The organism is Sphingomicrobium sp. XHP0239, assembly GCF_039555325.1.
Classification (GTDB): domain Bacteria; phylum Pseudomonadota; class Alphaproteobacteria; order Sphingomonadales; family Sphingomonadaceae; genus Sphingomicrobium; species Sphingomicrobium maritimum.
Window position 1 is genome coordinate 1373736 of sequence record NZ_CP154608.1, and the last position, 25441, is coordinate 1399176.

The 25441-nt window shown below is 63.7% G+C and carries 33 protein-coding genes and 1 other RNA gene; 19 read left to right on the top strand and 15 right to left on the bottom strand.

Annotated features, from left to right (window positions below; translation table 11 throughout):
• Window positions 1-4 precede the first annotated feature (4 nt).
• The 6 genes from WJT74_RS06915 to WJT74_RS06940 all read left to right on the top strand — a co-directional run bounded on the left by WJT74_RS06915 (window position 5) and on the right by WJT74_RS06940 (window position 3607).
• Window positions 5-427, top strand: coding sequence for a hypothetical protein (locus WJT74_RS06915; RefSeq protein WP_343343087.1), 423 nt, complete (start codon window positions 5-7; stop codon window positions 425-427).
• Complete coding sequence (locus WJT74_RS06920) at window positions 420-1295, top strand: hypothetical protein (RefSeq protein ID WP_343343089.1); 876 nt, start codon at window positions 420-422, stop codon at window positions 1293-1295. The genes WJT74_RS06915 and WJT74_RS06920 overlap by 8 nt, the downstream gene beginning before the upstream one ends.
• Window positions 1296-1301: 6 nt before the next feature.
• Entirely contained in the window at window positions 1302-2060 is a 759-nt protein-coding gene (locus WJT74_RS06925) for a MauE/DoxX family redox-associated membrane protein (protein ID WP_343343091.1), read from the top strand.
• A gap of 37 nt (window positions 2061-2097) precedes the next feature.
• On the top strand, window positions 2098-2589 hold the full coding sequence (locus WJT74_RS06930) for a hypothetical protein (protein ID WP_343343093.1): 492 nt from the start codon (window positions 2098-2100) through the stop codon (window positions 2587-2589).
• 126 nt (window positions 2590-2715) lie between these two features.
• Window positions 2716-3066 (top strand): hypothetical protein, encoded by a 351-nt coding sequence (locus WJT74_RS06935; protein WP_343343095.1) that lies wholly within the window; start codon window positions 2716-2718, stop codon window positions 3064-3066.
• Window positions 3067-3193: 127 nt separating this feature from the next.
• A complete protein-coding gene (locus WJT74_RS06940) occupies window positions 3194-3607 on the top strand; it encodes a hypothetical protein (protein WP_343343097.1) in 414 nt (137 codons plus the stop codon).
• 10 nt (window positions 3608-3617) lie between these two features.
• Here the strand turns inward: WJT74_RS06940 and WJT74_RS06945 are convergent, their stop codons facing one another.
• The 4 genes from WJT74_RS06945 to WJT74_RS06960 all read right to left on the bottom strand — a co-directional run bounded on the left by WJT74_RS06945 (window position 3618) and on the right by WJT74_RS06960 (window position 7331).
• Window positions 3618-4124, bottom strand: a complete 507-nt coding sequence (locus WJT74_RS06945; protein ID WP_343343099.1) for an SH3 domain-containing protein — start codon at window positions 4122-4124, stop codon at window positions 3618-3620.
• Complete coding sequence (locus WJT74_RS06950) at window positions 4124-5530, bottom strand: NAD(P)H-dependent flavin oxidoreductase (RefSeq protein ID WP_343343101.1); 1407 nt, start codon at window positions 5528-5530, stop codon at window positions 4124-4126. The genes WJT74_RS06945 and WJT74_RS06950 overlap by 1 nt, the downstream gene beginning before the upstream one ends.
• Window positions 5531-5592: 62 nt before the next feature.
• Complete coding sequence (gene nadC / locus WJT74_RS06955) at window positions 5593-6447, bottom strand: carboxylating nicotinate-nucleotide diphosphorylase (protein ID WP_343343103.1); 855 nt, start codon at window positions 6445-6447, stop codon at window positions 5593-5595.
• Window positions 6444-7331: a metallophosphoesterase family protein gene (locus tag WJT74_RS06960; protein ID WP_343343105.1), complete on the bottom strand. Its 888-nt coding sequence runs from the start codon at window positions 7329-7331 to the stop codon at window positions 6444-6446. Before WJT74_RS06960 ends, nadC begins: the two co-directional genes overlap by 4 nt.
• 56 nt (window positions 7332-7387) lie before the next feature.
• Here WJT74_RS06960 and WJT74_RS06965 point away from each other — a divergent pair, with 56 nt between their 5' ends.
• Entirely contained in the window at window positions 7388-8455 is a 1068-nt protein-coding gene (locus WJT74_RS06965) for a phosphotransferase family protein (RefSeq protein ID WP_343343107.1), read from the top strand.
• 6 nt (window positions 8456-8461) lie between these two features.
• Here WJT74_RS06965 and WJT74_RS06970 read toward each other — a convergent pair whose 3' ends face one another.
• The 5 genes from WJT74_RS06970 to WJT74_RS06990 all read right to left on the bottom strand — a co-directional run bounded on the left by WJT74_RS06970 (window position 8462) and on the right by WJT74_RS06990 (window position 13479).
• Entirely contained in the window at window positions 8462-10642 is a 2181-nt protein-coding gene (locus WJT74_RS06970) for a M3 family metallopeptidase (RefSeq protein ID WP_343343109.1), read from the bottom strand.
• A gap of 69 nt (window positions 10643-10711) precedes the next feature.
• Entirely contained in the window at window positions 10712-11236 is a 525-nt protein-coding gene (locus WJT74_RS06975) for an NUDIX hydrolase (protein WP_343343111.1), read from the bottom strand.
• Entirely contained in the window at window positions 11237-11908 is a 672-nt protein-coding gene (locus WJT74_RS06980) for a TPM domain-containing protein (protein WP_343343113.1), read from the bottom strand.
• Window positions 11909-12880 (bottom strand): TPM domain-containing protein, encoded by a 972-nt coding sequence (locus WJT74_RS06985; protein WP_343343115.1) that lies wholly within the window; start codon window positions 12878-12880, stop codon window positions 11909-11911.
• A gap of 2 nt (window positions 12881-12882) precedes the next feature.
• Window positions 12883-13479, bottom strand: a complete 597-nt coding sequence (locus WJT74_RS06990; protein ID WP_343343117.1) for a LemA family protein — start codon at window positions 13477-13479, stop codon at window positions 12883-12885.
• A gap of 122 nt (window positions 13480-13601) precedes the next feature.
• Between WJT74_RS06990 and mscL the strand changes: the two genes are divergently transcribed.
• The gene (gene mscL / locus WJT74_RS06995) at window positions 13602-14063 is read left to right on the top strand and encodes a large conductance mechanosensitive channel protein MscL (RefSeq protein WP_343343119.1); all 462 of its coding nucleotides are present in this window, start codon (window positions 13602-13604) and stop codon (window positions 14061-14063) included.
• A gap of 53 nt (window positions 14064-14116) precedes the next feature.
• Here the strand turns inward: mscL and ssrA are convergent.
• Window positions 14117-14462, bottom strand: a transfer-messenger RNA (tmRNA) gene (ssrA, locus tag WJT74_RS07000).
• Between the two features lie 109 nt (window positions 14463-14571).
• On the opposite strand from ssrA, the gene WJT74_RS07005 reads away from it, so the two are divergent.
• From WJT74_RS07005 to WJT74_RS07030, 6 genes are all read left to right on the top strand, one after another.
• Entirely contained in the window at window positions 14572-14856 is a 285-nt protein-coding gene (locus WJT74_RS07005; RefSeq protein ID WP_343343121.1) for a hypothetical protein, read from the top strand.
• Between the two features lie 205 nt (window positions 14857-15061).
• Window positions 15062-15319 (top strand): hypothetical protein, encoded by a 258-nt coding sequence (locus WJT74_RS07010; protein WP_343343123.1) that lies wholly within the window; start codon window positions 15062-15064, stop codon window positions 15317-15319.
• A 41-nt stretch (window positions 15320-15360) separates the two neighbouring features.
• Window positions 15361-15594: a DUF5320 domain-containing protein gene (locus WJT74_RS07015; RefSeq protein ID WP_343343125.1), complete on the top strand. Its 234-nt coding sequence runs from the start codon at window positions 15361-15363 to the stop codon at window positions 15592-15594.
• 52 nt (window positions 15595-15646) lie between these two features.
• Window positions 15647-15922 (top strand): hypothetical protein, encoded by a 276-nt coding sequence (locus WJT74_RS07020; protein WP_343343127.1) that lies wholly within the window; start codon window positions 15647-15649, stop codon window positions 15920-15922.
• Window positions 15923-16026: 104 nt separating this feature from the next.
• Complete coding sequence (locus WJT74_RS07025) at window positions 16027-16764, top strand: NUDIX domain-containing protein (RefSeq protein WP_343343129.1); 738 nt, start codon at window positions 16027-16029, stop codon at window positions 16762-16764.
• Complete coding sequence (locus WJT74_RS07030) at window positions 16751-17485, top strand: extensin-like domain-containing protein (protein ID WP_343343130.1); 735 nt, start codon at window positions 16751-16753, stop codon at window positions 17483-17485. Before WJT74_RS07025 ends, WJT74_RS07030 begins: the two co-directional genes overlap by 14 nt.
• A gap of 93 nt (window positions 17486-17578) precedes the next feature.
• Here WJT74_RS07030 and WJT74_RS07035 read toward each other — a convergent pair whose 3' ends face one another.
• Window positions 17579-17854 carry an SWIB/MDM2 domain-containing protein gene (locus WJT74_RS07035; protein WP_343343132.1) on the bottom strand — a complete coding sequence of 92 codons (276 nt, stop codon included), beginning with the start codon at window positions 17852-17854 and terminating at the stop codon, window positions 17579-17581.
• Window positions 17855-17948: 94 nt separating this feature from the next.
• Window positions 17949-18752 (bottom strand): LD-carboxypeptidase, encoded by an 804-nt coding sequence (locus WJT74_RS07040; RefSeq protein ID WP_343343134.1) that lies wholly within the window; start codon window positions 18750-18752, stop codon window positions 17949-17951.
• Between the two features lie 47 nt (window positions 18753-18799).
• On the opposite strand from WJT74_RS07040, the gene WJT74_RS07045 reads away from it, so the two are divergent.
• Genes WJT74_RS07045 through WJT74_RS07055 form a run of 3 tightly spaced genes read left to right on the top strand, consistent with a single transcriptional unit; the run spans window position 18800 to window position 21026 of the window.
• Complete coding sequence (locus WJT74_RS07045) at window positions 18800-20188, top strand: UDP-N-acetylmuramate--L-alanine ligase (protein WP_343343136.1); 1389 nt, start codon at window positions 18800-18802, stop codon at window positions 20186-20188.
• A complete protein-coding gene (locus WJT74_RS07050) occupies window positions 20188-20556 on the top strand; it encodes a hypothetical protein (RefSeq protein WP_343343137.1) in 369 nt (122 codons plus the stop codon). Before WJT74_RS07045 ends, WJT74_RS07050 begins: the two co-directional genes overlap by 1 nt.
• Window positions 20553-21026, top strand: coding sequence for a 5' nucleotidase, NT5C type (locus WJT74_RS07055; protein WP_343343139.1), 474 nt, complete (start codon window positions 20553-20555; stop codon window positions 21024-21026). The genes WJT74_RS07050 and WJT74_RS07055 overlap by 4 nt, the downstream gene beginning before the upstream one ends.
• On the opposite strand, the gene WJT74_RS07060 is transcribed toward WJT74_RS07055, so the two are convergent.
• Together WJT74_RS07060 and WJT74_RS07065 are read right to left on the bottom strand one after the other, a co-directional pair.
• Entirely contained in the window at window positions 21023-21577 is a 555-nt protein-coding gene (locus WJT74_RS07060) for a hypothetical protein (protein ID WP_343343141.1), read from the bottom strand. The genes WJT74_RS07055 and WJT74_RS07060 overlap by 4 nt on opposite strands.
• A gap of 227 nt (window positions 21578-21804) precedes the next feature.
• Window positions 21805-22008, bottom strand: a complete 204-nt coding sequence (locus WJT74_RS07065; protein WP_343343143.1) for a hypothetical protein — start codon at window positions 22006-22008, stop codon at window positions 21805-21807.
• Between the two features lie 130 nt (window positions 22009-22138).
• Between WJT74_RS07065 and WJT74_RS07070 the strand changes: the two genes are divergently transcribed.
• On the top strand, window positions 22139-23362 hold the full coding sequence (locus tag WJT74_RS07070) for a sensor histidine kinase (protein WP_343343144.1): 1224 nt from the start codon (window positions 22139-22141) through the stop codon (window positions 23360-23362).
• Complete coding sequence (locus tag WJT74_RS07075) at window positions 23359-24099, top strand: LytR/AlgR family response regulator transcription factor (protein WP_343343146.1); 741 nt, start codon at window positions 23359-23361, stop codon at window positions 24097-24099. The genes WJT74_RS07070 and WJT74_RS07075 overlap by 4 nt, the downstream gene beginning before the upstream one ends.
• A 42-nt stretch (window positions 24100-24141) precedes the next feature.
• Here WJT74_RS07075 and WJT74_RS07080 read toward each other — a convergent pair whose 3' ends face one another.
• On the bottom strand, window positions 24142-24678 hold the full coding sequence (locus tag WJT74_RS07080; protein ID WP_343343148.1) for a hypothetical protein: 537 nt from the start codon (window positions 24676-24678) through the stop codon (window positions 24142-24144).
• Window positions 24679-25441: the final 763 nt, after the last annotated feature.

Consider the following 25441-nt stretch of genomic DNA (forward strand, 5'->3'; position numbering starts at 1 on the left):
CGACGTGAAATTTTGGATCATTGCCGGGCTCGCTTGCCTCGCCGCCTGCCGGGACGATGCCGCCGAACCGCAGTCGGCCGAGCAATTGCCATCGAGCGATGAAGAGGCCGAGGCTCCCGTCACATATCCGGAGCCGGAAGTGGCCGGCCGCGCCTTTCGCATCGAGGGTATCCCGACCATCGACCGCACCGTCTTCGGAACGAAGCGCCGCTATCGCAACGAGCTGAACGGCGAGACCGTCCAGACCGGCTATTATGCCGTGACACCCGATAACCAGCTTTGCTTTCACTTCGACGATGTCGCAGGCAATCCCTGCTTCTCGCTGCACCCCGACCCCGACGAAGACGGCGCCTATATCCTGGCCCGCGTCGGGAGGCCGGCGGAGGCGCGGCTGATCGAGGATGGACCGAGCGACCTCGATGGCTGAACCCGAAACCCCTCCCCCGCCCGAGCCTCCAGAGCCGCCCGCGCACCGACGCGCGCCTCGAATGCTGCGCGGCTGGTTCGGTAAACTGCGCCGCCGCCGCTGGCTCAAGCTGTTCGCGTTCGAATTCACTGTCGTGTTGCTGGGCGTTCTCGCCGCGACGGGTCTCAACCATATCTTTTCCGAACGCGCCGCAGAGGCGCGCGCCGAAGACGCGCTGGACAGCCTGCGGGTCGAACTCGCCATGCTCGATCTGGGTGTCGAACGCCGATTGCGCACCTACCCCTGCACCATCTGGCGGCTCGAACAGATCGAGAAACGCATCAAGGACGAGCCTGCGGCGATCGAGCACCAGATGTATCATCCGCCGATGCAGGCGCTGGTCACCTTTCCGGGTTGGGGTTCGGAAACGATCGCCGAATATCGCCGCTATCTGAACGAGGAACAGATCGAGAGCATCACCAAGATCGGCGAGTTCGCCGATCAGCTCGAGAAGAATCAGGCGATCGAGGACGAGGCGTGGAACGACATCCATCGCATCTCCGAGGATCTGGGCGAGGCGACCGACGCCGATCTTTCGGAGGCGAAGGGCGGGCTGGTCACCGCCAAGCTGATCATCGTCGACATCTGGGGGATCGCGGGCTTCCTGCGCGAGGAACTCGAAACCCTCGATGTGAAGGGCGATTATTCGAGTCTCGACCAAATGCGGCAGCTGCCGTTCGTCTGCGACAAGATGCTCGGCTATTCGGTCGAGGACCAGATGGAAGAGCTTAGCGAGAGCGGCCGTCTCGTTACCGGCCAGCTTATCGAAAGCTGGTACCCCAACACGCGCGAGGGTCGCGCGGAGCAGGAAGCGGCGGCCGCGCGTTAGACATTCATGCTCGACAAGACGACTCGGACCGCCCGCCTCTACCGCATGAAGATGGACAAGCATGTCTGTCCCTTCGGTCTCCAGGCCAAGCACCTTCTCAAATCCAAGGGCTACACGGTCGAGGATCACCCCCTCACCAGCCGCGCCGAAACCGATGCGTTCAAGGCCGAACACGACGTCGACACGACGCCGCAGATCTTCATCGGCGACGAACGGATCGGAGGATACGAGGATCTGCGCCGCCATCTCGGCCTGAAGGTTCGCGATCCCGACGCCAAGACCTATCGGCCCGTCATCGCCCTGTTCGGCATGGCCGCCGCGATGGCGCTCGTCATCATGCTCGGCCTGCGCGTATCCGGCACCGACGCCGGCTTTGGCGGCTGGCTCGAACTGTTCGTCCCCATCTCGATGTGTCTGCTCGCTCTCCAGAAGCTGCAGGACGTGCGCTCCTTCGCCACCATGTTCCTGAACTACGATCTGCTGGCGCGACGCTGGGTGCCCTACGGTCGCATCTATCCGTGGCTCGAAGGATTAGCGGGCGTCCTGATGCTCGGGCAGATCCTGTTGCCGCTCGCGATCCCGGTCGCGCTGTTCATCGGCATCATCGGTGCAATCAGCGTTTTCAAGGCCGTCTACATCGACCGACGCGAGCTCAAGTGCGCTTGCGTGGGGGGCGGAAACAATGTGCCGCTCGGCTTCATCAGCCTGACGGAAAACCTGATGATGATCGGCATGGCGATCTGGATGGCACTGCGCTTCGTCTAGTTCGTTGGTAACCCGAACCGAACTGGGGAGAATAAGTGTGAACAAGCTCATCCTGATTGCAGCCGCCGCGCCGCTGTCGCTCGCCCTGTCCGCGTGCGGGGGCAATGACGTCGACGCGCCCGACAGCGAGAACGTCGATCTGACCGTCGGAGAGGACGGCGCAGTCGTCGACAACGAGGTCGCGCTCGGGAACCAGACCAACACGGTCGAGGGGACGCCCTATGCCGACACGGCCTGGGAATATACCGGCGCCGACGGCACCGTCATCACCAGCTCGCTCCGCAGCGACGGCTCCTATCAGGACGTCGGCGGCGACGAGGTGCGGGACCAGGGAACCTGGAGCTACGACGAACAGAACCGCATCTGCTTCGACAGCAGTATGGAAAACGACAACGACCAGTGTTGGGACGGCCCGCCGCAACCCGTGGGGAACGGACAGTCCTACGTCGCGAATTCGGATACGGGCATGAGCATGGAGCTGACGCGCACCACCTATCGGCCCGCGGCACGCGAAGCGCCTGGCAGCTGACGGGGGCGCCAAGCCGCCTCGATGAAGCAATTCCGTAACAAATTAGCGGCCTCTTTCGCATAGCCCTTTGATTCGACGAACGAAACGTTAGGTTCGACGAACACTTTTGCCGAAGGAGTGATTCGAATGTCCGTAATCCTGTCCCTCACCCTCGCTGCCCTGATCCAGGATGCGCCGCAGACCGTGGTCTCGGCGGGTCCGGAATATGAGGAAAAGCAGGGAATCTATGACATCAGCTTTCGCAACCAGCCGGTTGCCGTCGCCGTCCTCGGCGCAGATGGGAGCTATATCCAGGTCGATCCCAAGGGCGAGCGGGTTACCGGCACCTACGAACTGAAAGGCAAGGATCTTTGCTATCAGCCCGACGAGGGCGAGCAGACCTGCTGGTTCCAGACCAGCCGCGAGAACGACGGATGGCGCAAGCTCGTCAATCGCAAGAACGACGTCGAAGTCTGGATGAAGCGCCGCGAGAACTAGGTCGCCGTCGACCGTCGGCGCTCGGACGCCGACGGTCCACGATCGCTTCGATTTCCCTGCCCGATCTTAAGGTGCCGGTGAGACTTTGTGCCTAATCCTCGGTTCATGGGAAATCCGGGGAATACGCATGAAGAAGATTGTCTGGCTGCCGTTCCTTTTGTGCGCGGGCTGCTCGTCCGAGCCGCAGGGCGACAGAACGACCGAGTTTTCTCGACCACCGTTCATGGCGACATCGGTGGCGATGGCTCCGTCCTGGACCCCGGCTCGTGCCGACCGTTCCGCGAGCGAAGCCATACTTCCACCATCCGGAAACTATGAATTTCGCGCTGGCGACGGCCAATCCGTCCCTCTCCGTATCGACGGCGGACGCCTCGCCGTCCGCAAGGAGGGGCGAACGATGGAAGGTCGACTGAAGATCGTGGGCGATCAGCTATGCCTGTCCGCGGGTGACGGCCGGCCGGACTGCATGCGCCGCAGTGCGGACGGAGACTGGTCGGACGACCGGGTCCGCCGCGGCGGAATTCGCCTCCTGCCGCGCTAGTCCTGCCGCGCTAGTTGATTTCTTCGTTCTCGTCGGCGCCCCAGACGTCGTCCTGCGACACCCACCCTTCGCGCTCGCCGAAGCGAACGAGACAGGCGTTTCCGTTACATTCCTCGACCCGTCCCACCACACCGGGTTCGGCGCGGTAGCGGGTCGGACTGTTCGCGCTGTCGCTCGCCCGAACGGCGATCGGCGCCTCGGCGGTGACCAGCACGGTCCGGCGGTCCGACAGCAACGCGACGGCCATCCAGCCCGTCGTGCCGTCGGGATCCTCGATCTTGCGCCAGTTGTCGTAACGCTGGACCACCTTCACCGGCAGATCGCGTCGCTGGTAAAGCCAGATACCGGGAAAATTCCGACCCGGGCCGGTGCGCATCATCGCCTGCCCCGACGAGATGCTGGCCCAATAGGGCACGGCGCGGTCTTCCTGCGCCGACGCGGAGGTGGACAGCATCACGGCCGCCATCGCGGCGGTAGGGAGCATCCACCGCCCCGCTGCCGTCCGCCAATCGACCATCACGCGCCCTCCAGAATACGGTCGACCAACTGCCCGACGGTCGGCACGAACCCGTTGGAGTAGAAGGGGTCCTGCTTGAACCGGTAGGCGGCGTGGCCCGCGAACATCAGATTTTCGTCGATCGGGCCGCCATGCGCGATGTCCTGCAGCGTTTTTTGAATGCAGAAGCTGCGCGGATCGGCCAGCCGGCCGGTCGTGTTCTTCTCGTTGTCGGCCCAGCTGGAAAAGCTGCATTGCGACAGGCAGCCCATGCAGTCCGCCTGATCCTTGCGGATCATGTCGCGCTCTTCCTCACTCGCGAAGACGAGCGTGTCGGCGGGTGTCTTCATCGCTTCGGTATGCCCCGCCGCATGCCATTCGCGCGCCTTCTGAAGATCGGCCTTGGTCACCCAATATTGCTTGCGGCCCTTGATCCCGACGTCGAGCGCGAACTGGTGGTCGCCCTCCTGTTCCTTGGTAAACGGAATCTGCCGTTCCGACCGCGCCTCCAGGCTTTTCAGAAAGGGGTTTCGGACCGCACTGGAATAGAAGCCGGTGGGAGAGAATTTGTGCAACAGCACGTCGCCCTCCTCCAGCTCCATCAACCGCGCCTTCCATTCGGGCGGGATCGGGCTTTCCTGCGTCAGCAGCGGGCGCGTTCCGAACTGGAAGGCGATCGGCCCCAGTTCTTCATTCTCGATCCAGTCGTTCCATTCGTCGAGCCGCCACACGCCGCCCGCCATTACGATCGGGACTTCGGGCGCATCGTTCTCGCGCATCATCTTCCGCAACTCGGCAACGCGCGGGTAGGGATCCTGCGGTTCGCGCGGATTCTCGGCATTGGACAAGCCATTGTGTCCGCCCGCCAGCCACGGATCCTCGTACACCACGGCGCCGAGACCGTCGGGATGCTTCGAATAAGCGCGTTTCCAGAGTGCGCGGAACGCCCGTCCCGACGAGATGATCGGAAGATATTTCACGCCATGTTCGCGCGCGATCTCGCTCAACCGGTAGGGCATGCCCGCGCCGCAGGTGACGCCGTCGACTATGTCCGCGCAATTGTCGAGCAGGCCCTCGAGTACCCGTTCCGCACCGCCCATTTCCCACAGCACGTTGACGTTGATCGCGCCTTCGCCGTTCGCCAGTTCGTGCGCCTTGGTGACCTGCGCGGTTGCACCATCGATCGCATACTGGACCAGTTCCTCGTGCCGCCCGCGACGGGTCATTTCCTCGTAGACCTGCGGAATGATCCGGCCCTCGGGGTCGTAGCTGTCGGCATTGACCGCACTGACCGTGCCGATGCCGCCCGCAGCCGCCCACGCGCCCGACGAAGCATGATTGGTCGCGCTGACCCCCTTGCCGCCTTCGATCAGCGGCCAGACGGACTTTCCATTATACTCGATCTTCTTGAGGCCTTTGAACGCCACACGTCTCTCCTGACACTGGTGTTAGGCGCTATAGCAGCCGTATCGGCCGCTACAATGGCGGCTTAATCGCTGAGCGCGAAATCCAGCCCGATATCGACCGCCGGCGCGCCCATCGTGATCTTGCTGGTCGAGATGAAATCGACCCCCGTTTCCGCAACCGCCCGGATCGTGGACAGATCGATACCGCCGGAGGCTTCCAGCGGGACGCGCCCTCCGACCAGCGCCACCGCTTCGCGAAGGACATCGGGCGGCATGTTGTCGAGCAGCAAGCGGTTCGCTCCTGCGGCCAAGGCGGGCTCGATTTGATCGATCCGGTCGACCTCGACCTGGACGTCCAGTCCGTGATCGGCACCTGCAGCCGCCGCCACGGTGGCCGCGATATCGCCGTTATTCACCGCGATATGATTGTCCTTGATCAACAGCCCGTCGTCCATCCGCAGGCGGTGGTTCGACGCCCCTCCCATCGCGCTGGCATACTTCGACAGCGCGCGCAGCCCGGGAATGGTCTTGCGCGTATCGAGCACGACGGCCTCGGTCCCGTCGACCGCATCGGCAAACCGCCGGGCCATCGTGGCCATCCCGCACATCACCTGAAGCGTGTTCAGCGCCGAGCGTTCCGCCGCCAGCATGGCGCGCGCGTTGCCGTGGAGCGTCATCAGGTCGCGCCCCGCTTCGACCCGCTCGCCATCCTCGACCAGCAATTCGATCTCGACGTCCGGGTCGAGGTGGCGGAAGAAAGCGGCGGCGACGTCCAACCCCGCGACCACGATTTCCTCGCGCGTGTCCATCACCGCCTCGAACATCGCCCCTTCGGGCAGCGTCGAAGCGGAGGTGACGTCACCGCCCGAGCCGAGATCTTCCTGCAGGACGGTGTCCACGAATTTGTCGATGTCGAAATCCTCGAGCGGGTCGCTCATGCCTTCTTCCCCTCCCCAGCGCGCGCGACTTCCGCGACGAGACCCATCGCGTTCGCGCTCGTCGGCTGCCAGTGCGCATCGTCGGCATTGCGCGCATAATGATGCTGGCGCCGCTCGACGAACTCGTCGCCGTCCCAGCCGATCACCGTAACGACGCAGTTGAACCGGTTCGCCTCGATCAGGTTGAAGCTTGCCGGTTCGATCTTGATGCGTGTGGAAAATGCCGTGCCCGCCTGGATCGCCAGCGCCGACCCGTCGCCCTTCGGCAGGTCGAGCGAGCGGTGCACGCTCGAGGTATGGTTGTGCCCGGTAAGGATGAGGTCGATCCCGCAATCGTCGGTCGCGTTCACGGCCGCGACCTGGTTCTGCACCGCATCGCCCAGCTTTTCCCCGCGCGGAAGTTTCCACAACGGGTGGTGGCACGTCAGGATGCGCAGCGCATCGAGCGAGGCAGCCTCGAACTTCTCGCGCATCATCGCGATCTGATCGTCGGAAATCTTGCCGTTCTTGATGACGAGTCCGCGCGCCGTGTTGAGCCCCAGGATGGCGATGCCATCCTGTTCCACCCACGGATTGAGGTCATCGCCCCATTTTCCCATATGCTTGACGTAGTCCGCCGTCGGCCGGGTGAAACGCTTGACGAGATCGAAGCTCGGCACGTCATGGTTGCCGGGCACGACGATCAGCTTGTGACCCCGGTCCTCGATCTTCTGCAGCCACGCGCGCGCCAGCTCGTATTCGCCGGGATCGTTCCATTGGGTGAGATCGCCTGCGACGATGACGTAGTCGGCGTGCGTGTCGCCGATGAACTGCTCGCAGGCAGCGACCAGATGTTCCTCGTGAATTCCGAAATGGACGTCGGACAGGTGCAGGATACGATGCATGGAGAAGTGAATGCCCCGCTCTTTCGATTAGTTCAGAGGGACGCTAGGCAGGCCTTATGGATCGCACAACCGCCAACACCGGCACCAAAGCGGTCAGCGACCGGCTGGCCTTCGACGAGAACGCGCTGCTGGCGTGGATGGAAGCGGGGGTCGCCGGATTCGAAGGCCCGCTGACCGTCGAACAGTTCAAGGGCGGCCAGTCTAATCCCACCTACAGACTGTCGAGCCCGTCGGGCGACTATGTTCTTCGCCGCAAACCGCCTGGGAAGCTCCTGAAGGGCGCCCATGCGGTCGAGCGAGAGTATCGCGTCATGTCGGCCCTGGGCGAACAGGGGTTCGCCGTTCCGGCGACGCACGGGCTGGAAGAGGACGAAAGCGTCATCGGGACACCCTTTTTCGTCATGAACATGGTCCCAGGGCGAATCGTCTGGGAGGCGCATTTTCCCGGGATCGAGGACAAGGCCGCCCACTTCGACGCCATGAACGCGACCATCGCGCGGCTGCACGGCTACGATCCGGAGGCGATCGGGCTCGGCGACTACGGCAGGGGCGAGGCGTTCGTGGAACGTCAGGTCAAACGCTGGTCGGACCAGTATCGCAAGGATACCGACGCCGGCCGGGTCGCGGCGATGGACGAACTTGTCGACTGGCTGGAAGACCATGCGCCCGATCGCTCGGACGAGCCCGTGCGGGTCATTCACGGCGACTTTCGCTGCGACAACATGATCTTCGCGCCGGACGCGCCGCGGGTCGATGCGGTGCTCGACTGGGAACTGTCGACGCTCGGCGATCCCGGGGCCGACTTCGCCTATCATCTGCTGATGTATCGCATGCCGTCGGCGGGGAGTTTCACGGGCCTCCTGGGCCGCGATCTCGACGACCTCGGCATCCCGAGCGAAGACGAATATGTCGCCGCCTATTGCGAGCGAACGGGGCGCGACGGGCTAGCCGACCTCGACTATCTCATCGTCTACAACATGTTCCGGCTGTGCGGAATCGTCCACGGTATCAAGGGACGCATCGCGCGCGGAAACGCATCGAGCGCCCATGCGGTCGAAACCGCAAAGGCGCTCGAACCGCTGGCAGAGCTCGCCCTCGCCAACGCGAAAGCGGCCCGGCTCTAGGCTGCCCTACTCGTCGCCCCCGTCGACCGGGAAACCGCGACGGCGAAGCAGCGCATCGACGTCCGGATCGCGACCGCGGAACTCGCGGTAGGCCTCGGCGCGGTCGGTGGCGTTGCCGGTCATCAGGATATTCTCGGCAAAGCGGCGCGCCACTTCGGAATCGTACGGATTACCCGTCTCGGCAAAGGCCTCCCACGTGTCCGCGTCCATCGTCTCCGACCAGAGATAGCTGTAGTAGCCCGCCGAATAGGCGTCGGACGAAAACAGGTGGTTGAAGTGCGGAAGGCGGTGACGCATCACCGTCTCGACCGGCATCCCGATATTGGCGAGCGCGGTCTTCTCGAATTCGTCGACATCCACGTCCCCGTCGGGATCGCGATGCAGCGCCATGTCGACGAGCGCGCTCGACAGATATTGGACCGTCGAGAACCCCTCGTTGAAGGTCGAGCTGGCCTCGATCTTGTCGAGCAGTTCCTGCGGCATCGGTTCGCCCGTCTCGTAATGCTTCGCGAAGCGGCTCAGGACCGGCTCGGTCAGCAGCCAATTCTCATTCACCTGGCTCGGATACTCGACGAAATCGCGCTGATTGCCCGCGAGGCTCGGGTAGTCGACGTCGACCAGCATGTAGTGGATCGCGTGACCGAACTCGTGCCAGAGCGTCTGCGCATCATCGAGGCTGATGAGCACCGGTTCGCCCGGTTGCGGCTTGTTGAAATTGTTGTTGTTGGTGAACAGCCCCGGCTCGTCCCCGGTCAGCTCGGTGCCGATGCGGAAGCTGTTCATCCACGCACCCGACCGCTTGCCGTCGCGCGCGTAGGTGTCGAAATAGAACAGGCCGATATTCTCGCCGGTCCGGCTGTTGTTCACCTCGAACGTGCGGATGTCGGGGTGATAGACCGGCACCTCGCCCGTATTCTCGGTCATGGTGATGCCGTACAACTGCTGCGCCGACCAGATCATCCCGTCGACCATGTTGTTGAGTTCGAAGTAGGGCTTCAACTCGTCCTGGCTGAGGTCGTAGCGATCCTTGCGCACCATCTCCTGATAGTAGCGGTAATCCCACGGCTGGATCTCGCTCACGCCGTCGCGGCGCGCGAAAACCAGCATGTCCTCGACTTCCTGGTCGACCCGCGCGACTGCGGCGGGCCAGACCTTCATCATCAGTTCCATTGCATTGTCGGGGGTGCCGGCCATCGTGTCCTGCATGCGCCAATGGGCGTGGCTCTCATATCCCAACAGGTCGGCGCGCTGGGCACGGACCTTCACGATGTCGGCGATCACCTGGTTGGTGTCGTTCGCATCGCCATTGTCGCCGCGGTTGACGAACTTGTTCCAGATCGTCTCGCGGAACGCGCGATCGGTCGCGAAGCTCAACACGGGATCGACCATCGAGCGGGTGTTCTTGATCGCGTAGGCGCCCATCGACTGGCTCTCGCCCGCCGCCCGGGCAGCGCTCACCACGTCGGACGGCACGCCCGCAAGCTGAGCCTCAGTCGCGGCAGTATAGACATTCTCGTCAGCCAGAACCTTGGCCGAAAAATCGCTGAACAGCTCGGCCAGACGGGCATTGTAGGCCGACAGTTGCTCCTTGCCCGCTGCGTCCAGCTCGGCTCCGTTGCGGACGTAGCTTTCGTAGCGACGCTCGAGCACGCGCATCTGCTGGCTCGTCAGGTCGAGGTTCTGGCGATTGTCGTACAGCGTCTTGATTCGCTGGAAGAGCGCTTCGTTGAGCGTCACTTCATCGTAGGCGGCCGCCAGCTTGGGGCTCCATTCGCGGTCGATCGCCTGCACTTCGGGCGTCGAGATGTTGCTCGAATAGACGCCGAAGATCGACTGGACGCGGTCCAGCCGCTCGCCCGATGTCTCGAGCGCATCGATCGTGTTGGCAAACGTCGGCGCGGCGGCGTTCGACGCGATCGCGTCGACCTCGGCCAGATATTCGTCGACGGCAACCGTATAGGCCTGGTCGAACATCGAGACGTCATATTCGTCCCACTGTGGGACGCCGCCATAGGGACCTTCCCATTCCTGCAGCACCGGGTTGAACGCCACCGCGTCGGCCCCCCGGTTATCGGCGGCCTGGGTGGCCATGGCGGCGGCGGTCGCGATCGCGGCGTCCTCGCCGACCGTGCCGCACGCAGCGAGCGAAAGGCTCGCGCAACCCGCGAGCAGAAGAGTCTTGGTCATGTTGGATTGGTCCTTCGGGAAATAACATTGCCATGGGTCTAGCATAGCCAAGCTGAACCTGACCGTAAGCTAGCTTTTCGCATCGTCCGCGTGGGCCAGATACGCCATCAGCCGCACGTCCACCGCAATGCCTTCGTCGCGCTTCGCGGCCACGAAGGACCCGATGTCGCGGAGCGGCACCTCATGCACTGTGATGTCCTCGCCATCGGTCCCTCCGCCCGCACCGACCTTCACGCACTCGTGCGCCCGAACGGCGGTGAAGCTTTCCGCTACGAGGCCGGGAGAGGAATAGAATTCGCCGATCACTTCGATCCGTCCGGGCCGATAACCGGTTTCTTCCTCCAGCTCGCGCTGCGCGGCCGATGCGACTGTGTCATCCTTGCCGCCGTCATCGTCGCCGATCAGTCCGGCAGGCAGTTCGAGGCATCGTTTTCCGATCGGAATCCGGTGCTGTTCGACAATCAGGAGGCGGCCTTCGATCAGGGCCTCGATCACCACCGCGCGGATCCCGCGGGCACGTCGGACATATTCCCAACGCCCATCCTTCACCGCGACGATGAAGTCGCCTTCGTATTTGATCTCGGGATCGCTCAACTACAGCTCGATAAGCTTATCGGGGATTTCGTTGGTATCCTCGCTCGACTTGGGGAAATGCTCTTCCAGCACCAGTCCGATCTCGTGAATCGCCGCGCAGATCCCGTCGGTAACGCGGCCCTCCTTCACCGGCCCCAGAAGCGCTGCCATGGCTTCCGCCCAAACTTCGGGCTCGACCGCTTCGGTAATTGCGTCGTCGTGCACGATCTCGGCGCGATGCTCTCCCATCGAAAGGTAGATGAGGATGCCCGTACGCCCGATCGTTCGCCGCTCCGCACCGGCCTTGTAGATGTCGATGGCGCGTCGCCGGACCCGCCGCGTCTTTGTCGCGGTCGGAGTGAGCGCCAGCCGCAACGGCATCCAGCGGAGCGCCAGCCACAACAGCACGAAGATCAGGAGCGAACCGAACAGCAGCATCGTCAGCAATGCCTGGACCGTGGGTTCTGCCCAGCCGCCGAACAGAGCGACTTCGACCCGTTCGAGGACACCCGGAAACGTCGCTGCCAATGCCAGCAGGATGAAGGTCGCGAGGATCGGCCATTGCAATCCCACGTCATGATACTTGTCGGACAGCTTGGCCGTCACCGCGATGATCTCGCCGTCCGATCGCTGTTCGGCCTTGGCGATCGCGTCCGAAACGCGCTGATGGTCCGCTGCGGTCAGTTCGATCATCTACCAGCCCCCCGATGCGCCGCCGCCGCCGAAGCCGCCGCCGCCGAAGCCGCCGCCGAACCCGCCACCGCCGAAACCACCACCGCCGCCGAAGCCGCCGCCCCCGCCCCAGCCGCCACGACTGCCCCGCGAGATCGCGTCCAAGCCCCACAGCATGATGGCGAGGTCGCCCGAATCCATGCCCCGCCGACGACGTCGCCGCCGCTTCTTCCCGCCCTTGCGGTCGTCATCGTCATCATCTTCGTCGTCATCGTCGCGCCCGCGATAGGCGCTGCCCATCCGGCTCATCCCGCGGAGAAAGCTCAACGCCACGAAAGCCATGACGAGGAGGATGAACGCCCCCGAAAAACCGCCGACCGAACCACTGCGCTGCTCTTCCTCGGCAGCGAGCGCGTCCGCGCGGGCGCGTGCCTCCGCCGGGCTGAGCGCCAGGCTCTCGAACATCTGCGTCAGCCCCGCCTCGATGCCACCCGCGAAATCGCCCGCCTTGAAGGCCGGGCTGATGGTGTTGCGAATGATCCGCCCCGCCACGATGTCCGGAAGGAAGACGCGGGCGCCATATCCCGTCTCGATGCGCACTTCGCGTTCCTCGCGCGCGACCAGAAGGATGACGCCGTCATCCTCTTCGGCATCGCCGACGCCCCATGTCCGCCCCAGCTGATACCCGTAATTCTCGATCGTCTGACCGCCCAGATCGTTGAGCGTGACGACGTAGATCGGCCGCCCGGTCGCATCGAAATTGTCCTGAAGCTTGCGATTGAGCGCCAGTTCCTCGGCATCGCTCAGGAAGGCACCCTGATCGAGAAACCAGCTATTTTCCGGCCGCGGAGGAAAGTCGATGTCCTGCGCCCGCGCGGGCAGCGCCCACGCCATCGCCATCGCAAGCAGCGCCAAGGACGCGGCGATCCAGCCGAAACCGGACCGCGCCGTGGACGCTTTTGGCGACTGGAAACGGTTGGTGAGCGCGTTCACCCCTAATTGTCGAATTCGACCTCGGGCGCGACGTCGGCGCCCGCGGCGGCTTCGAAGGGAACCTTGGGTTCCGCGCCGTGGATCACCTTCGCGCCGATCGCGTCGGGGAAAGTGCGGATCGTGGTGTTATAGTTGCGCACCGCCTCGTTATAGTCGCGGCGAGCGACAAGGATGGAGTTCTCCGTCCCTTCCAGTTGCACCATCAGGTCCGCGAAGCGTCCCTGCGACTGAAGCTCGGGATATCGTTCCATGATGACCGTGCCCAACAGGCTGCGAGCGCCCGACAGCTGCGCCTGCGCATCGCCATAGGCGCGCACGGCATCGGCATCGTCGAGCTGTTCGGGCGAAAGCTGGGTCGACGTCGCACGCGCACGTGCTTCGGTGATCTGCGTCAGCGTCGTCTCTTCCCGATCGGCAGCGGCCTCGACCGTTTCGACGAGATTGCCGATGAGATCGTTGCGACGCTGATATTCGGCCTGAAGATTGCCGAACTGGGCGTTCACCTGCTCCTCTGCCGTCGGCACGCTGTTGATCCCGCATCCCGCCAGGCCCAAGGCCGCCAGCGGGACCAGAAGCCCGGTTTTGCGCACGATGCTCATATCCCTAATCTCCCCGAAAACCACGTGTATTAGCCACATAGGACGGCTCGATGCCGTTTTCAATCGCGCCGCGATGGCATAGGGCGGTCGCGGAGACAATCATTCACGGGAGAACGCGACCCATGTGGAAAGACTTCAAGGCCTTCATCGCCAAAGGAAACGTCATCGACCTGGCGGTGGCAGTGATTATCGGGGGTGCATTCGCGCTCATCACCGCGGCGCTGACCGAAGACGTCATCATGCCGCTCGTCGGCGCCATTTTCGGCGGTCTCGACTTCTCCAACTATTTCGTTCTGCTCGGCGATATTCCCGAGGGATACGAAGGTTCGACGACCAACTATGCGGAATTGAAGGAAGCGGGCGCGCCCGTGCTGGGCTACGGCGCATTCGTCACCACCGTGATCAATTTTCTCATCCTCGGCTTCATCATCTTCCTGATGGTCCGCTGGGTGAAGTCGGTGATCGAACGCGAACAGGCGGCCGAACCCGAAAAGCCTGCCGAGCCGACCGAAGTCGAACTCCTCAAGGAAATTCGCGACGAACTGAAGGCTCAGCGGCCCACAACAACGCCGCCTTCGGCCTGATCCTGAAAGGGAAATGGGGGGTTTTCTGTTGCCCGGTAACCCCCCGAACCGCTGGAATCCCCTTCTGTTGCCCGGTGGGGTCCGACCGCGCTTATGGCTTTGTAACGTTCGCCCGTGAGGGCTACTGGTTACGCGGCAATAGCGAGTGCTTCGTTATCGTTAGCACTTGTGATGTTGAGCCGTTGCGGTGGACTCAAACCGGTCGGCAACCGGACCTTTACCACGCTCGTCGATCCTATTTCGCCCCCATCAGCAAGGGTGAATTTATCACCGTTGGTGGTGGAGGCGCCGGGGTACTGCCCCCCGGGTCCGATGCGCTTATTCCGTCCGATACTCTACCGACATAGCCGGTTGCCCGGCACACCCTAGATAGGACAGCTCGCCCCGCTCGACAAGTCGCGGGGAACCGTTCGCTTCCGGAACGATTCGACGGTCGTCCCGTTGTCCCCATGGAAAACTGGCCCGATAGAAGGCCGGAAAATCGCACATAACGAGGGAAACCCACATCATGAAAAAGATCACTTTTGCTATGACCGCTGCTGCCGCCGTCGCCTTGTCGGCGTGCAACCCGTCCGAAGACGCTGCCGGCGACGCCGTGGCCGAAGCGGGCGAAGAACGCACCGAGGCTCTCGAGGAAGCGGCCGATAACGCCGACACCGAAGCCGAAGAGGAACGTCTCGAAGCGGCCGCGGAAGAATCGAACATCCGAGCCGAGGCGCGCGAGGAAGTTGCCGAAGGCGACATGGAAGATGCACGCGAAATCGCTGACGAGCTGGACGAAGTCGAGCAATAGGGCAATTGGCCGAACGCGGCCAAAAACGATCACGCTACGCGGGTCGGCTCCCCATCGGGGGGCCGGCCCGTATGCATTTGATAGATTGACAAGTCGTCTCGGTGGCGGAACCATTATACCGGGATCGCCGTTGAGCGATTCAATGGTGTCACGTCCTCAATGGACGGACGCTGTGGAGACCATACTACTCAAGGGAATTACCACTATGAAGAAGCTCGTTATCGCCGTTGCCGGCGCCGCCGCCCTTTCGCTCGCCGCCTGCAGCGCGGAACAGGACCAGGAAGACATGGTCGAAGAGCAGAATGACGCCGAAGTCGAAGCCATGGAAGACCAGGCCGACATGATGGAAGACCAGGGCATGGAAGCGGAAGCTGACGCCATGGAAGACCAGGCCGACGCCATGGAAGAGCAGGGCGAAGTCATGGAAGAGCAGGCTGAAGACGCCGACGGCGACGTCCTCTAAGGACCCATCCGTTACCGTTCATTCAGTCTGAAGACCTTTCGATGAACCGGATCGTGTTTGCGTTTGCCGTACCGGCGGCGCTGACGCTCGCTTCCTGCGGAGTTGCGGAGGATGACGCCGAAGGCGTGATCGCTGCGGAAGAGCAGGAAGCTGAGAGAACCGACGACCCGGCCATCGATGCCGAAGCCGAGGCGCTTGAGCGTCAGGCCGAAGCACTCGAAGAACAGGTCGAAGCCGAAGAACAACGCGCCGAGGCGAACGCCGAAGCGATGTAAAACGGCAGCGGGCCGTCCCTCGGGGCGGCCCGCCATCGATAGGAAAACAGTCATGAAGAAAATCGCTTTTACGCTTCTCGCCGCTTCTGCCTTCACGCTGGCCGCTTGTGCCGGTGAGTCCGAAGAGGACGTGGCCGCCGACGACACCATCGTCGACGAAAGCTACGATGAGAATGCCGACAGCCTCGACGACACGATGGCGGACATGCCCGAAATCGACGAGCCGGTCGTTTCCGACCCGACGCCCCCCGCGACGCCCGAACCCGAAATGGATGAGAACGACGTGATGGCGGAGGATCCGGAAACCGAAGAAGTGCTGGGAATGTAATTCCTCACGACTTCGGTCGCGCTAAGCGATACGAATCACGAATGGGGCCGGAAAAGCGAGCGCTTTTCCGGCCCTTTTTTCGGTCCGATACGTTCAACCCCCATATGACCTTGTCTAAGGCCATTCCGGCCGCCACCCTCATCATGGTCCGCGACGGCACCGATGGTCGGCCCGAAACGCTGATGGTTCGCCGCACGCAGCGCATGGCGTTTGCCGCCGGTGCCTGGGTCTGGCCCGGCGGACGCATCGACGAAGCAGACGCCGCGCTCGAATGGCGCCCCGAATATGTCGCCGCGGTTCGAGAAATGCTCGAGGAAGTGGGGCTTCCGGTCGCACTCGACCCGCTCCCCGATGCCGGACTAGCCGCCTCGCTTCAGCGCAAACTGCTCGGCGGGGCCACCCTGCCCGCCTTGATCGAACGGCATGGCCTCCGTTTGGAAGGTGAGCTGCTGACGCCCTACGCGCGTTGGGCCCCTGAGCTCGAACTCAAACGGCGGTTCGATACCTGGTTTATTCTCGTCCGCGCGCCGGGATCGCTCCCGCCGATCATTCCGCAGGAAAGCGAAGTTGCCGAAGCCCGATGGGTGGCCCCCGCACGAATGCTCGAGGAAATTGCCGCGGGCGAAGCACATGCGATCTTTCCCACGATGCGTACCCTCGAACGTCTCGCCACGTGCGAGCGGATCGACGATCTGTTCGCGGATGCCGAGCGATTTCCCGCGCAAAAGATTGTGCCGTGGGTCGAGGATCGCGACGGCGAGGAAATGATCTGCATTCCCGACACGATGGGCTTTCCCGTGACCGCCGTTCCCACGCGCGAGGCGTTTCGTGGAGAGCGTTAAGGCGGCCCGCATCGCGCTTCGCTTTACCATTCTTGCCATTGTCGCGGTCGCACTCTGGCTCGCGTGGACCGAATACCAACGCTACGTCGCCGAGTTTCCGGAAAAGTTTCCCTGGACCGAACTCGATCTGGCCGATCCTGTCGGACCGTTCACCGCCCGGAAGCTGGCGGCACTGGAAGACGACCCCGACCGATGCCTCGCCCTCGTCCGGGCAGTCGGACTGGCCGAGGACTTCGCCCCTTCGCGGGACCCCGGCAATCCCGAATGCGGCTACGCCGACGGGATCGCAGTGAACGATCTCGGCGTCCCACCCCGTCCCGCCGCCCTGGTCACTTCCTGCCCCGCCGCCGCCGCGCTCTACCTCTGGCAGCGCGATACGCTGCCCGCCGCCGCGCAGACACACCTGGGAACCGACATCGCTTCGTTCAGCCATGCCGGTAGTTACAGCTGTCGCCGCCTCTACGGCCGCCCCGACGGCCCCTGGTCGCGCCATGCCACCGCCGACGCGGTCGACGTCACGGGCTTCACGCTCGTTGATGGGCGAACCGTCTCGTTGATCGCCGACTGGAACGGCGATGCCGATGACGCCGCCTTTCTACGCGCGGCGCGGGACGGTGCCTGCGACCTGTTCGGATCGGTTCTCTCGCCCGACTACAACGCCGCACACGCCGACCACTTCCATCTCGCCATGCGGCCCGGCGATTGGTCCGCCTGCCGCTGACCGTCGTCCCCGCCCAAACGAAAAGGGCCGCGAGAACAAGTCCTCGCGGCCCCTTTTTCGTCTGTTCGGCCCGTCACGGGCCGGCACACCGTCCTACGACAGGTGCTTGGACAGATGCTTGTTCATCTCGAACATCGTGCAGCGATCCTTGCCGAAGATCGGACGCAGCTTGTCGTCGGCGATGATCTCGCGCTTGTTTTCCGGATTTTGCAGGTTGTTCGAACGAATGTGATCCCACACCTTCGAGACGACCTGGCTGCGCGGCAGCGGCTCCGAACCGACGATTTCTGCCAGCTCGGGGGACGGTTTCACGGGCCGTGCGAGCCCTCCGCCCGCTTTACGCCCCGAACCGCTCTTTTTCTCTGCCATGATAATTGGCCCTCCTGTTGAAACTACAAGGTTCAGTAGAGCGCGGTTGTGAGGGTCCTGCAAGGGGAATAGCGAAAAATTGCGCCCGAAACGATCAGCGTGACGAAAAGGGCACGACCTTGTTGGCGGCATCGTGGCCGATATCGGCGCGCCCGCGATAGTCTATCCCGGCCCGCTCGCACCACCGCGCGACGATCGCCTCGGCTTCCTCGCCGAAATCGGGGTCGTTGTGCGGCACGTCGCTGACCCTGCCAAGACGCAGGCTTGCCGGCCGTTCGCTCTGCCCGGTCAGCATGAACATCGCCCGATCGATCGCATAGAGGTGTTCCGCCACTTCCTCGATCAGCAATTCCGCGCCCGCCAGTCGTGGCGCGATCGGGGTCCCCAGCATGCTGACGAGCACCTCGAGATTGAACGCGAGCGTCGGGCGGTCGGACGTCAGGTCGGCTTCGAGCGCAGATCGCTCTTGCCGCGCGAGCCACGCGATCGCGCGGTCGATCGCCTCGATGCCCCCGATCCGTAGCGCGTCCTGCGCCATCGGGCCGTGCGCGACCCCCACCCCTTCGCGGTGCAGCGCAGATAGAAGGAAACCCGCATCGGAAAAGCCCATGACGGCCTTGTCACGCGCACCCGCTGGCAGCTGTGCGGCCACCGCTTCGGCGATGCGGTTCGATCCGTAGCCGCCACGCGCGCACCAGACGGCATCGACAGCATCGTTCGCCATGAGCTCGAGAATGGCTGCAAGCCGCTCCGCATCGCTGCCGGCGAAATGGCCCGCACGCGAGAAGCATTGCGGATGCACGTCCACCGCGACCCCCGCCGCGGCCGCCCGCGCCGCGATCATCGGGACGGCTGCCGGATCGAGCGGGCAACTCGGCGCGACTATGGCAATCCTCATGGGTCCTCCGATTGCGGTTCGCTTCGGGATGGCATAGCGAGACGCGAATGACCAACAGCTACTTTTTCTGCGGCATCGGCGGATCGGGCATGCTGCCGCTGGCCGCCATCATGCGGGCGCGCGGCCACCAGGTCTCGGGCAGCGACCGCTCGCTCGACGCAGGCCGCATGGCCGCCAAGTTCGACTATCTGCGCAGCCTCGACATCGACCTGTTCGATCAGGACGGCTCGGGCCTTCGCGAAGGGCAAGTCCTCGTCGCATCGGCGGCGGTCGAGGATCAGGTGCCCGACGTCGTGCGGGCCAGGGAATTGGGCCTCACCCGTAAGGCCCGCCCTGAATTGCTCGCGGAGTTTCTCAACGCCGCGAAGACCAGCATCGCCATCGGCGGCACATCGGGCAAATCGACCGTCACCGGAATGGTGGGCTGGATCCTGCACGAAGCCGCGCGTCGCCCCACCGTGATGAACGGTGCCGTGATGAAGAATTTCGCGGGCCCCCATGCGCCGTTCGCTTCCGCTCTGGTCGGCAACCCCGACCTGTTCGCCGCCGAAGTGGACGAGAGCGACGGGTCGATCGTTCTCTATCGGCCGACCGTGGCGCTGGTGAACAACATCAGTCTCGATCATCAGACGATGGAGGAATTGCGCCAACTGTTCGGCGATTTCCTGCGCGCGGGGGACCAAGCGCTCTACAACGCCGACGATGTAGAGAGTCGCGGGATCGCCCCCGATGGCGCGCTCGGCTTCGGGTTCGACCCGGCGCAATCGCCCGCCTACCGGGGACTCGATCTCGAGCTGCATGACGAGGAAGTGCGCTTCACGCTGCTGCACGATGGCGAGGCGCATGCAGTCCACCTTCCCATGCCGGGACGACACAACGCCATGAACGCGCTCGCCGCGCTGGCCGCCTGTCACGCTGCCGGCGTGCCGCTGTCCGACGGTGCGGCGGCGCTGGCACGGTTCGCCGGACTGAAACGTCGACTGGAGCGCGTCGGGGAAGCGCGCGGCATCACGGTCTACGACGATTTCGGGCACAATCCCGACAAGATCGCCGCGACGCTCAAGACGATGCGCGCCCGCGATCGCCGACTAATCGTGATGTTCCAGCCGCACGGCTATGGCCCGCTGCGCCAGATGGGCGAGGAATTGAGCGCGACCTTTGCTCAGTATCTCCGACCCGACGATCGGCTCTATTTGCCCGATCCCGTCTATCAGGGCGGAACGACCGACAAGTCGCGCGGCAGCGCCTGGCTTTCGCAGGCCGTCACCGCGGCCGGGGCGCACGCGACCCATATCGCCGATCGCGACGATATCGCGCGGACGATTGTGGAGGCGGCACGACCGGGCGACATCGTCCTCGTCATGGGCGCGCGCGACGACAGTCTAATCGCCTACGCCCGCGACCTCCTGGACGGCCTTGCAGGGGAGCGCGACTGATGGGCGGACCGGTCGGCTGGATCCTCGACGAGCGGGACCGCGAACGTCTTCTCGAGCGGTTCGTCCCGCGCTTCGAGCGGGTGATCGCCCATCACGTGACGCAATGGGGCCACCGCCGCCGCGCGCCGGTTCCAGCCCCCGCCATGCTCGCGATCGTGGGGCACGTCGCCGACGCATCGATCGAAGCGCTCCTCGTCACTGTCGATGGCAGGATCGAACGCCCCGACGGCAGTCGCTACCATTGTACCTGGAGCCTCGACCCCGCTTCCGGGCGCGTGCCGAAGGACGCGAATGCCATGATCGCGGAAACCGATTGGACGTCGGTGGACCCCCTGCCGGTGTCCGCGGCTCCGGGATATGTCGCGTGAGCGCGCGACTGTTCCTCGACTGCGACGGCGTCCTCGCGGATTTCGACGGCGGGGTGCGCCGCCTTTCGGGGCTCGATCCCGACGCGTTGACGGAGCGTCATGGACGAGGCGGCTTCTGGAAACGGCTCGCCCGCGCCGACGGCTTCTACGAACATCTGGACCCGTTGCCGGGCGCGGACGCGATGGTCGATCGGGTGAGACACCTCGACCCCACCATCCTGACCGGTCTGCCAATGGGAAAATGGGCAGAACCGCAGAAACGGGCTTGGGCGAAGAAACACTTTCCCGACCTCGACGTAATCACCTGCATGGCACGCGACAAATGGACGTTTGCGCGCCCCGGCGACGTGCTCGTCGACGATCGCGAACATGCGCGCGAGCCCTGGGTGGAAAAAGGAAAGGGCCGCTTCGTGCTGCATACCAGCCCCGAAGCGACCCTCGCCGAACTCGCAGAAATCTTCGACCTTTAGGCAGCAGCCTCCGCGTCGACCTTCTCGACCCATTCAGGCCAGAATACCGGCTCCCGCCCGGACCAGCCCGCCGCCGTCGCCGCGGTTTCGCTGATCGACTGGAGAAGGATCCGGCGCCGGTCCGGGTGCAGGACGGGTAGGCTTGCCGCCGCGCAGAAGGCGCTCGGCAGCCACGGCCGTACCGCAGCGCCCAACAGGCGCTCGTAGAGGAAGCGATAGGCGGCAAAACTGCCGATACGATCCTCGCCGAGGTCGAAGGCGCTGATCGTCGTCAGGAGACCGACGAACGGTTCGAGCATGTCGAGCGCGTGGTCGTCGGGAATCTCGCTGCGCACCATATCGAGCCGCGCATAGTAATGCTTCTGCTCGAGGATCGACTTCGCCTCGGCCTCGCTGCGCGCCCAGGTATCGACCGGATCCTTGCGACCGAACGCCGTGTCGAGCGAACGGCGGATGTATCGCTGCGTGGCCTTCGGGAAGGATGCGAATTCCTTCATCTCGCCAATCAGCAACTTGCCTGTTTTCGGACCCCCGCCCGTCCAACCCTTCATCCGTTCGTCTCCTTCAGCACCTTGAAATGCGACGATAGCCGATGGTCCTTTATCAAAACTTAACCATACGGGCGCTCGTCCCTCCCCGATGCGATTGAGGCGTGTGCGAGCGCTTTTCGCAAGCGCGAACAGGCCCGGCCCATCGATGGAGCCGAGCCTGTCGCTATTAGGTCACTGTGGATAACTGGGCGTTGCGGCGACGCAACAATCCCCGAAAAGCCAGCGGCTTATTCCTCCTCGTCGCTCTTGGGAGCGTTGGAATTGGGATGCGGGCTATCGTCTGCATGCTGCGCGGCCGAAATCGGATCGGACGCATCCATCGACTCATCGGAACCGACATCGACCTGCAGGTCCTTGTCGTCGGGATCCTTCTTCAGCTTCTCCTGAAGGGTCTTGCTCGGCTCGTCCTTGGGGGGGTTCTTGTGGCTCATCACGGGTTCCTTCAATCGCTATGCCCGAACAACGAGCGCACCTGTCGGCGCGTTCCTTCGATCAACCGCGTGTTCGGTTCTGCAAAGACCGGCACGCCGACTGGAAATGCGGCGCGATTGCCGATAGTCGATGGAAATGCGTCACGCGCCCGTCCAGAAAAGCTCCGCGAAGCCCCTGTTCGCCGATTGGAAGATCGCCGCGTCGAGCATCGCCGCCTTCTGGGTGATCTATGCCTTCATGGTGGTCGGGCGCGCGCTTCTGTCCGACAGTCCCGGTAGCGTCATCCTCCAGCGACTGCCTATGATCGGCACCGGCATGGTGCTGACCTGCTGCATCTATTTCGCCATCCAGGCGGTCGACGAAGGCACCCGCATCCGCGTGCGCGCCGCCATTGCCGCGCTGGCTTCGATCGTCGCCGCGATCGCGCAGGCGCTTTTGATCATCACGATGGCCCCGCTACAGAACGATCAGGGGGAGGAATATCGGATCGAGGCACGTGAGGGCGCGATCATCACGCAGCGCGGCAACGAGGTGACCATCCAGCGTCATTCGGGCGAACAGCCGATGATCTTCACGCTTCCCAAGCTTGACGAGCTCGACGAGTTCGAGCAACTGCGCATCGCTGCCGACGCAGCGGTCATCTGGCTGTTCTTCTTCGCTGCATGGAGCGCGGTCTATCTCGCCGCGGTCAGCGCCAATCAGGTCGCCGATACCCGCCGCCGCCTCGCCGCCGCGAAGGCCGAGGCGCAGGCCGCTCAGGTCCGCGCCCTTCGTTACCAGGTCAATCCGCACTTCCTGTTCAACACGCTCAACAGCCTGTCCTCGCTGGTGATGACCAATCGCAACGAACAGGCCGAGAGCATGCTGATCGCCCTCTCTACCTTTTTCCGCACTTCGCTCTCGCTCGATCCCAATGCGGCGGTCACGCTCGAGCAAGAGATCGACCTCCAGCGGCTCTATCTCGATATCGAACAGCGCCGTTTCCCCGAAAGACTTCGCGTCGACATCGATCTCCCCGCCGAGCTGGAAGACTTGAGCGTGCCTGCGCTGATCCTTCAGCCGCTGGTCGAGAATGCCATCAAGTACGGTGTCAGCCGCACCCGCCAACCGGTTACGATCGAGATCGGCGGCGCCATGCGGCCCGACGGGCGCGCCGCGATCCACGTTTTCAATTCCGCACCGTCCGGCGTTGCCGTCGACCGTCCCGCGCCGGCCGGAACCGGGACCGGACTGACCAACGTCTGCGAACGACTGGCCGCGCAATATGGCGGGAAAGCGGAATGCCGTTTCGGACCGGTCGAAGACGGTTATCGCGTCGACCTGATCATTCCGCGCGAGGAGATGAACGCTTGAGCGAAAAGACCCGCATCCTGATCGCCGACGACGAGCCGCTGGCCGCCGAACGTCTGGAAACGCTGCTCGGCCGCCGCGACGACGTCGAACATGTCGGTAGCGCTTCCGACGGCGAGGAAGCCGTTCAGCTCGCCAACGAAACGATGCCCGACGTGGTGCTTCTCGACATTGCCATGCCGGGCCTCGACGGGATCGAGGTCGCCCGCGCATTGTCCAAGCTTACGCCCCGGCCTGCCATCGTCTTCGTCACGGCATTCGACCAGTTTGCGGTCGCTGCCTTCGATGTCGCGGCGGTCGATTATGTCATGAAACCGGTCGAGGCCGCACGGCTCGACAAGGCCATCGACCGTGCCCGGGATAGGATTGCCGAGGGACCTTCCGATCAGGGCAGCGATCACGAAAGCGATTATCTCGAAGAATTCTGGGCGTCGGACCTCTCGGGCCTCGTCCGCATCGCCGCCGACGACATCGACCGCGTGTCTGCCGAGCGGGACTACATGCGGCTCCATGTCGGTCAGCGGAGTTGGCTTATCCACCATTCGATGACGGCGCTGGAGCAGGGCCTGGATCCTGCCAAATTCGCGCGCCTGCACCGTTCCGCGATCGTCCGCCGCGACTTCATCACGGGATTCTCGCGCAATCCGTCGGGTCGCTGGGTCGCACGGCTTGGCGACGGCAGCGAACAACCGGTCGGAAGGCTCTATTCGGAAAAGGTCAAGGAAATCTCCGGTCGCTGACCGGCCACGCCCCTTTTTGGTCCGAAGTTGCCTTAACTTTCGTCAAATTCGCGGAAACTCCGATGCGGGGAGGATGTTTATCACCCTGACGGGGGCGTTTTGAATACGATCGTTCGCGCACCCGACGAGGTTCTCGAACCGGAAAGAGGTGCGGTGTCTATTCAGGATGACACAGGAATATTGACGCAAATGCGGGTCTGGGCGGTCCAGACCGAGCGTTTCTATCGCGATGTCGCGGCGCATATCGAGAACCGTCAGCTGACCCAGCTGCTCGTCAATTGCGCCGATGACCGCGCCGCCATCATCGAACGGCTCGACGAGGTCGTCGCGGAAATGGGCGGAACGGTCGAAGCGGCCGACCACGACGACGTCTGTGGTCCCGACCCGACGCGCTCGGTGCCCAGCGACGATTTCGAAACCCTGCTCGAACGACTTGCCGCGTGCGATATGGCTGTCCACGACCGCCTTGCGGCGCTCCTCGATGGGTCGGAAGTCAAAGCATCGACCCACCTGATCGCCGACGAAGCCCTGCTCCTGCTCCGCCACACCGCCAAGAAACTTCGCCGCATCGTTGTTCAAGCCCGCAACGCCAGTGTCGCAGCCGCAATGGACGGTAAATAGCCAAGGCGTTCGAGCATCGACATCGCCGGAAGGTTAGGCGCGCGCCGCCGCATCGCCGCGCCAGGCTTTCCAGACTTTTTTCAGCCCCCCAACGAGAATGGGGACCAGAAGCTAGGCTTCTGATCCCCACATGCGCCGAGCGACTTTGCCGGTGTTAGTCCGGTTTACCACTTCCGCCCGAAGGCTTCTGTGGCCACCTCGACCATCCTTGCGCGCCCGCTCAGGCGTCGCTCGTCACCATCCGGTCTGCCCACATGATGGGCTCTCCCGTCGGACCCTTCCGGATCCACTGTTGAGAGCTTGCACTCACGACAGCTTTTCCTTCCGGCTCCGTCGACAGCCGCACCGTCAAGCGATGCGCCTCCCGATGGCTCGTCGCGGCCCTTCTTGGGCCGGGCTCCGTGTCGCGCCCTTCGCTGCTACTGGTCCGAAGACCTGCTGCAGCGCGGCTGCGTTCGGCACTCCCGGCTCTTCCGGCGCCTCTCAAACCGGCTGGTCCGAGATGGTGGCGGTCCGGGTTCGACACCCTTTCGGTCCGAAGACCGTCCGGGCTCCCCCGGTCGCCGCATCTCATCGCCTGCCGGCGGAGATCGGAACTTGCGATCCCTTCCTTCCGAAGAAGGCCGGGCGCTTCGTCCCGATCACCCATTCTTTATGGGCGATGCCGGGCGCGTTTCCCAGCGCGCAAAAGCTGTTTCTGCCTGTGGATAACGGGGATATC

What these genes read in the sequence shown, in the direction of transcription:
- WJT74_RS06920 (WP_343343089.1), top strand. Translation starts at nt 420, where the DNA reads ATGGCTGAACCCGAAACCCCTCCCCCGCCCGAGCCTCCAGAGCCGCCC.
- WJT74_RS06925 (WP_343343091.1), top strand. Translation starts at nt 1,302, where the DNA reads ATGCTCGACAAGACGACTCGGACCGCCCGCCTCTACCGCATGAAGATG.
- WJT74_RS06935 (WP_343343095.1), top strand. Translation starts at nt 2,716, where the DNA reads ATGTCCGTAATCCTGTCCCTCACCCTCGCTGCCCTGATCCAGGATGCG.
- WJT74_RS06940 (WP_343343097.1), top strand. Translation starts at nt 3,194, where the DNA reads ATGAAGAAGATTGTCTGGCTGCCGTTCCTTTTGTGCGCGGGCTGCTCG.
- WJT74_RS06945 (WP_343343099.1), bottom strand. Translation starts at nt 4,124, where the DNA reads ATGGTCGATTGGCGGACGGCAGCGGGGCGGTGGATGCTCCCTACCGCC.
- nadC (WP_343343103.1), bottom strand. Translation starts at nt 6,447, where the DNA reads ATGAGCGACCCGCTCGAGGATTTCGACATCGACAAATTCGTGGACACC.
- WJT74_RS06960 (WP_343343105.1), bottom strand. Translation starts at nt 7,331, where the DNA reads ATGCATCGTATCCTGCACCTGTCCGACGTCCATTTCGGAATTCACGAG.
- WJT74_RS06965 (WP_343343107.1), top strand. Translation starts at nt 7,388, where the DNA reads ATGGATCGCACAACCGCCAACACCGGCACCAAAGCGGTCAGCGACCGG.
- WJT74_RS06970 (WP_343343109.1), bottom strand. Translation starts at nt 10,642, where the DNA reads ATGACCAAGACTCTTCTGCTCGCGGGTTGCGCGAGCCTTTCGCTCGCT.
- WJT74_RS06980 (WP_343343113.1), bottom strand. Translation starts at nt 11,908, where the DNA reads ATGATCGAACTGACCGCAGCGGACCATCAGCGCGTTTCGGACGCGATC.
- WJT74_RS06990 (WP_343343117.1), bottom strand. Translation starts at nt 13,479, where the DNA reads ATGAGCATCGTGCGCAAAACCGGGCTTCTGGTCCCGCTGGCGGCCTTG.
- mscL (WP_343343119.1), top strand. Translation starts at nt 13,602, where the DNA reads ATGTGGAAAGACTTCAAGGCCTTCATCGCCAAAGGAAACGTCATCGAC.
- WJT74_RS07005 (WP_343343121.1), top strand. Translation starts at nt 14,572, where the DNA reads ATGAAAAAGATCACTTTTGCTATGACCGCTGCTGCCGCCGTCGCCTTG.
- WJT74_RS07010 (WP_343343123.1), top strand. Translation starts at nt 15,062, where the DNA reads ATGAAGAAGCTCGTTATCGCCGTTGCCGGCGCCGCCGCCCTTTCGCTC.
- WJT74_RS07015 (WP_343343125.1), top strand. Translation starts at nt 15,361, where the DNA reads ATGAACCGGATCGTGTTTGCGTTTGCCGTACCGGCGGCGCTGACGCTC.
- WJT74_RS07020 (WP_343343127.1), top strand. Translation starts at nt 15,647, where the DNA reads ATGAAGAAAATCGCTTTTACGCTTCTCGCCGCTTCTGCCTTCACGCTG.
- WJT74_RS07025 (WP_343343129.1), top strand. Translation starts at nt 16,027, where the DNA reads ATGACCTTGTCTAAGGCCATTCCGGCCGCCACCCTCATCATGGTCCGC.
- WJT74_RS07035 (WP_343343132.1), bottom strand. Translation starts at nt 17,854, where the DNA reads ATGGCAGAGAAAAAGAGCGGTTCGGGGCGTAAAGCGGGCGGAGGGCTC.
- WJT74_RS07040 (WP_343343134.1), bottom strand. Translation starts at nt 18,752, where the DNA reads ATGAGGATTGCCATAGTCGCGCCGAGTTGCCCGCTCGATCCGGCAGCC.
- WJT74_RS07045 (WP_343343136.1), top strand. Translation starts at nt 18,800, where the DNA reads ATGACCAACAGCTACTTTTTCTGCGGCATCGGCGGATCGGGCATGCTG.
- WJT74_RS07050 (WP_343343137.1), top strand. Translation starts at nt 20,188, where the DNA reads ATGGGCGGACCGGTCGGCTGGATCCTCGACGAGCGGGACCGCGAACGT.
- WJT74_RS07060 (WP_343343141.1), bottom strand. Translation starts at nt 21,577, where the DNA reads ATGAAGGGTTGGACGGGCGGGGGTCCGAAAACAGGCAAGTTGCTGATT.
- WJT74_RS07065 (WP_343343143.1), bottom strand. Translation starts at nt 22,008, where the DNA reads ATGAGCCACAAGAACCCCCCCAAGGACGAGCCGAGCAAGACCCTTCAG.
- WJT74_RS07070 (WP_343343144.1), top strand. Translation starts at nt 22,139, where the DNA reads ATGGAAATGCGTCACGCGCCCGTCCAGAAAAGCTCCGCGAAGCCCCTG.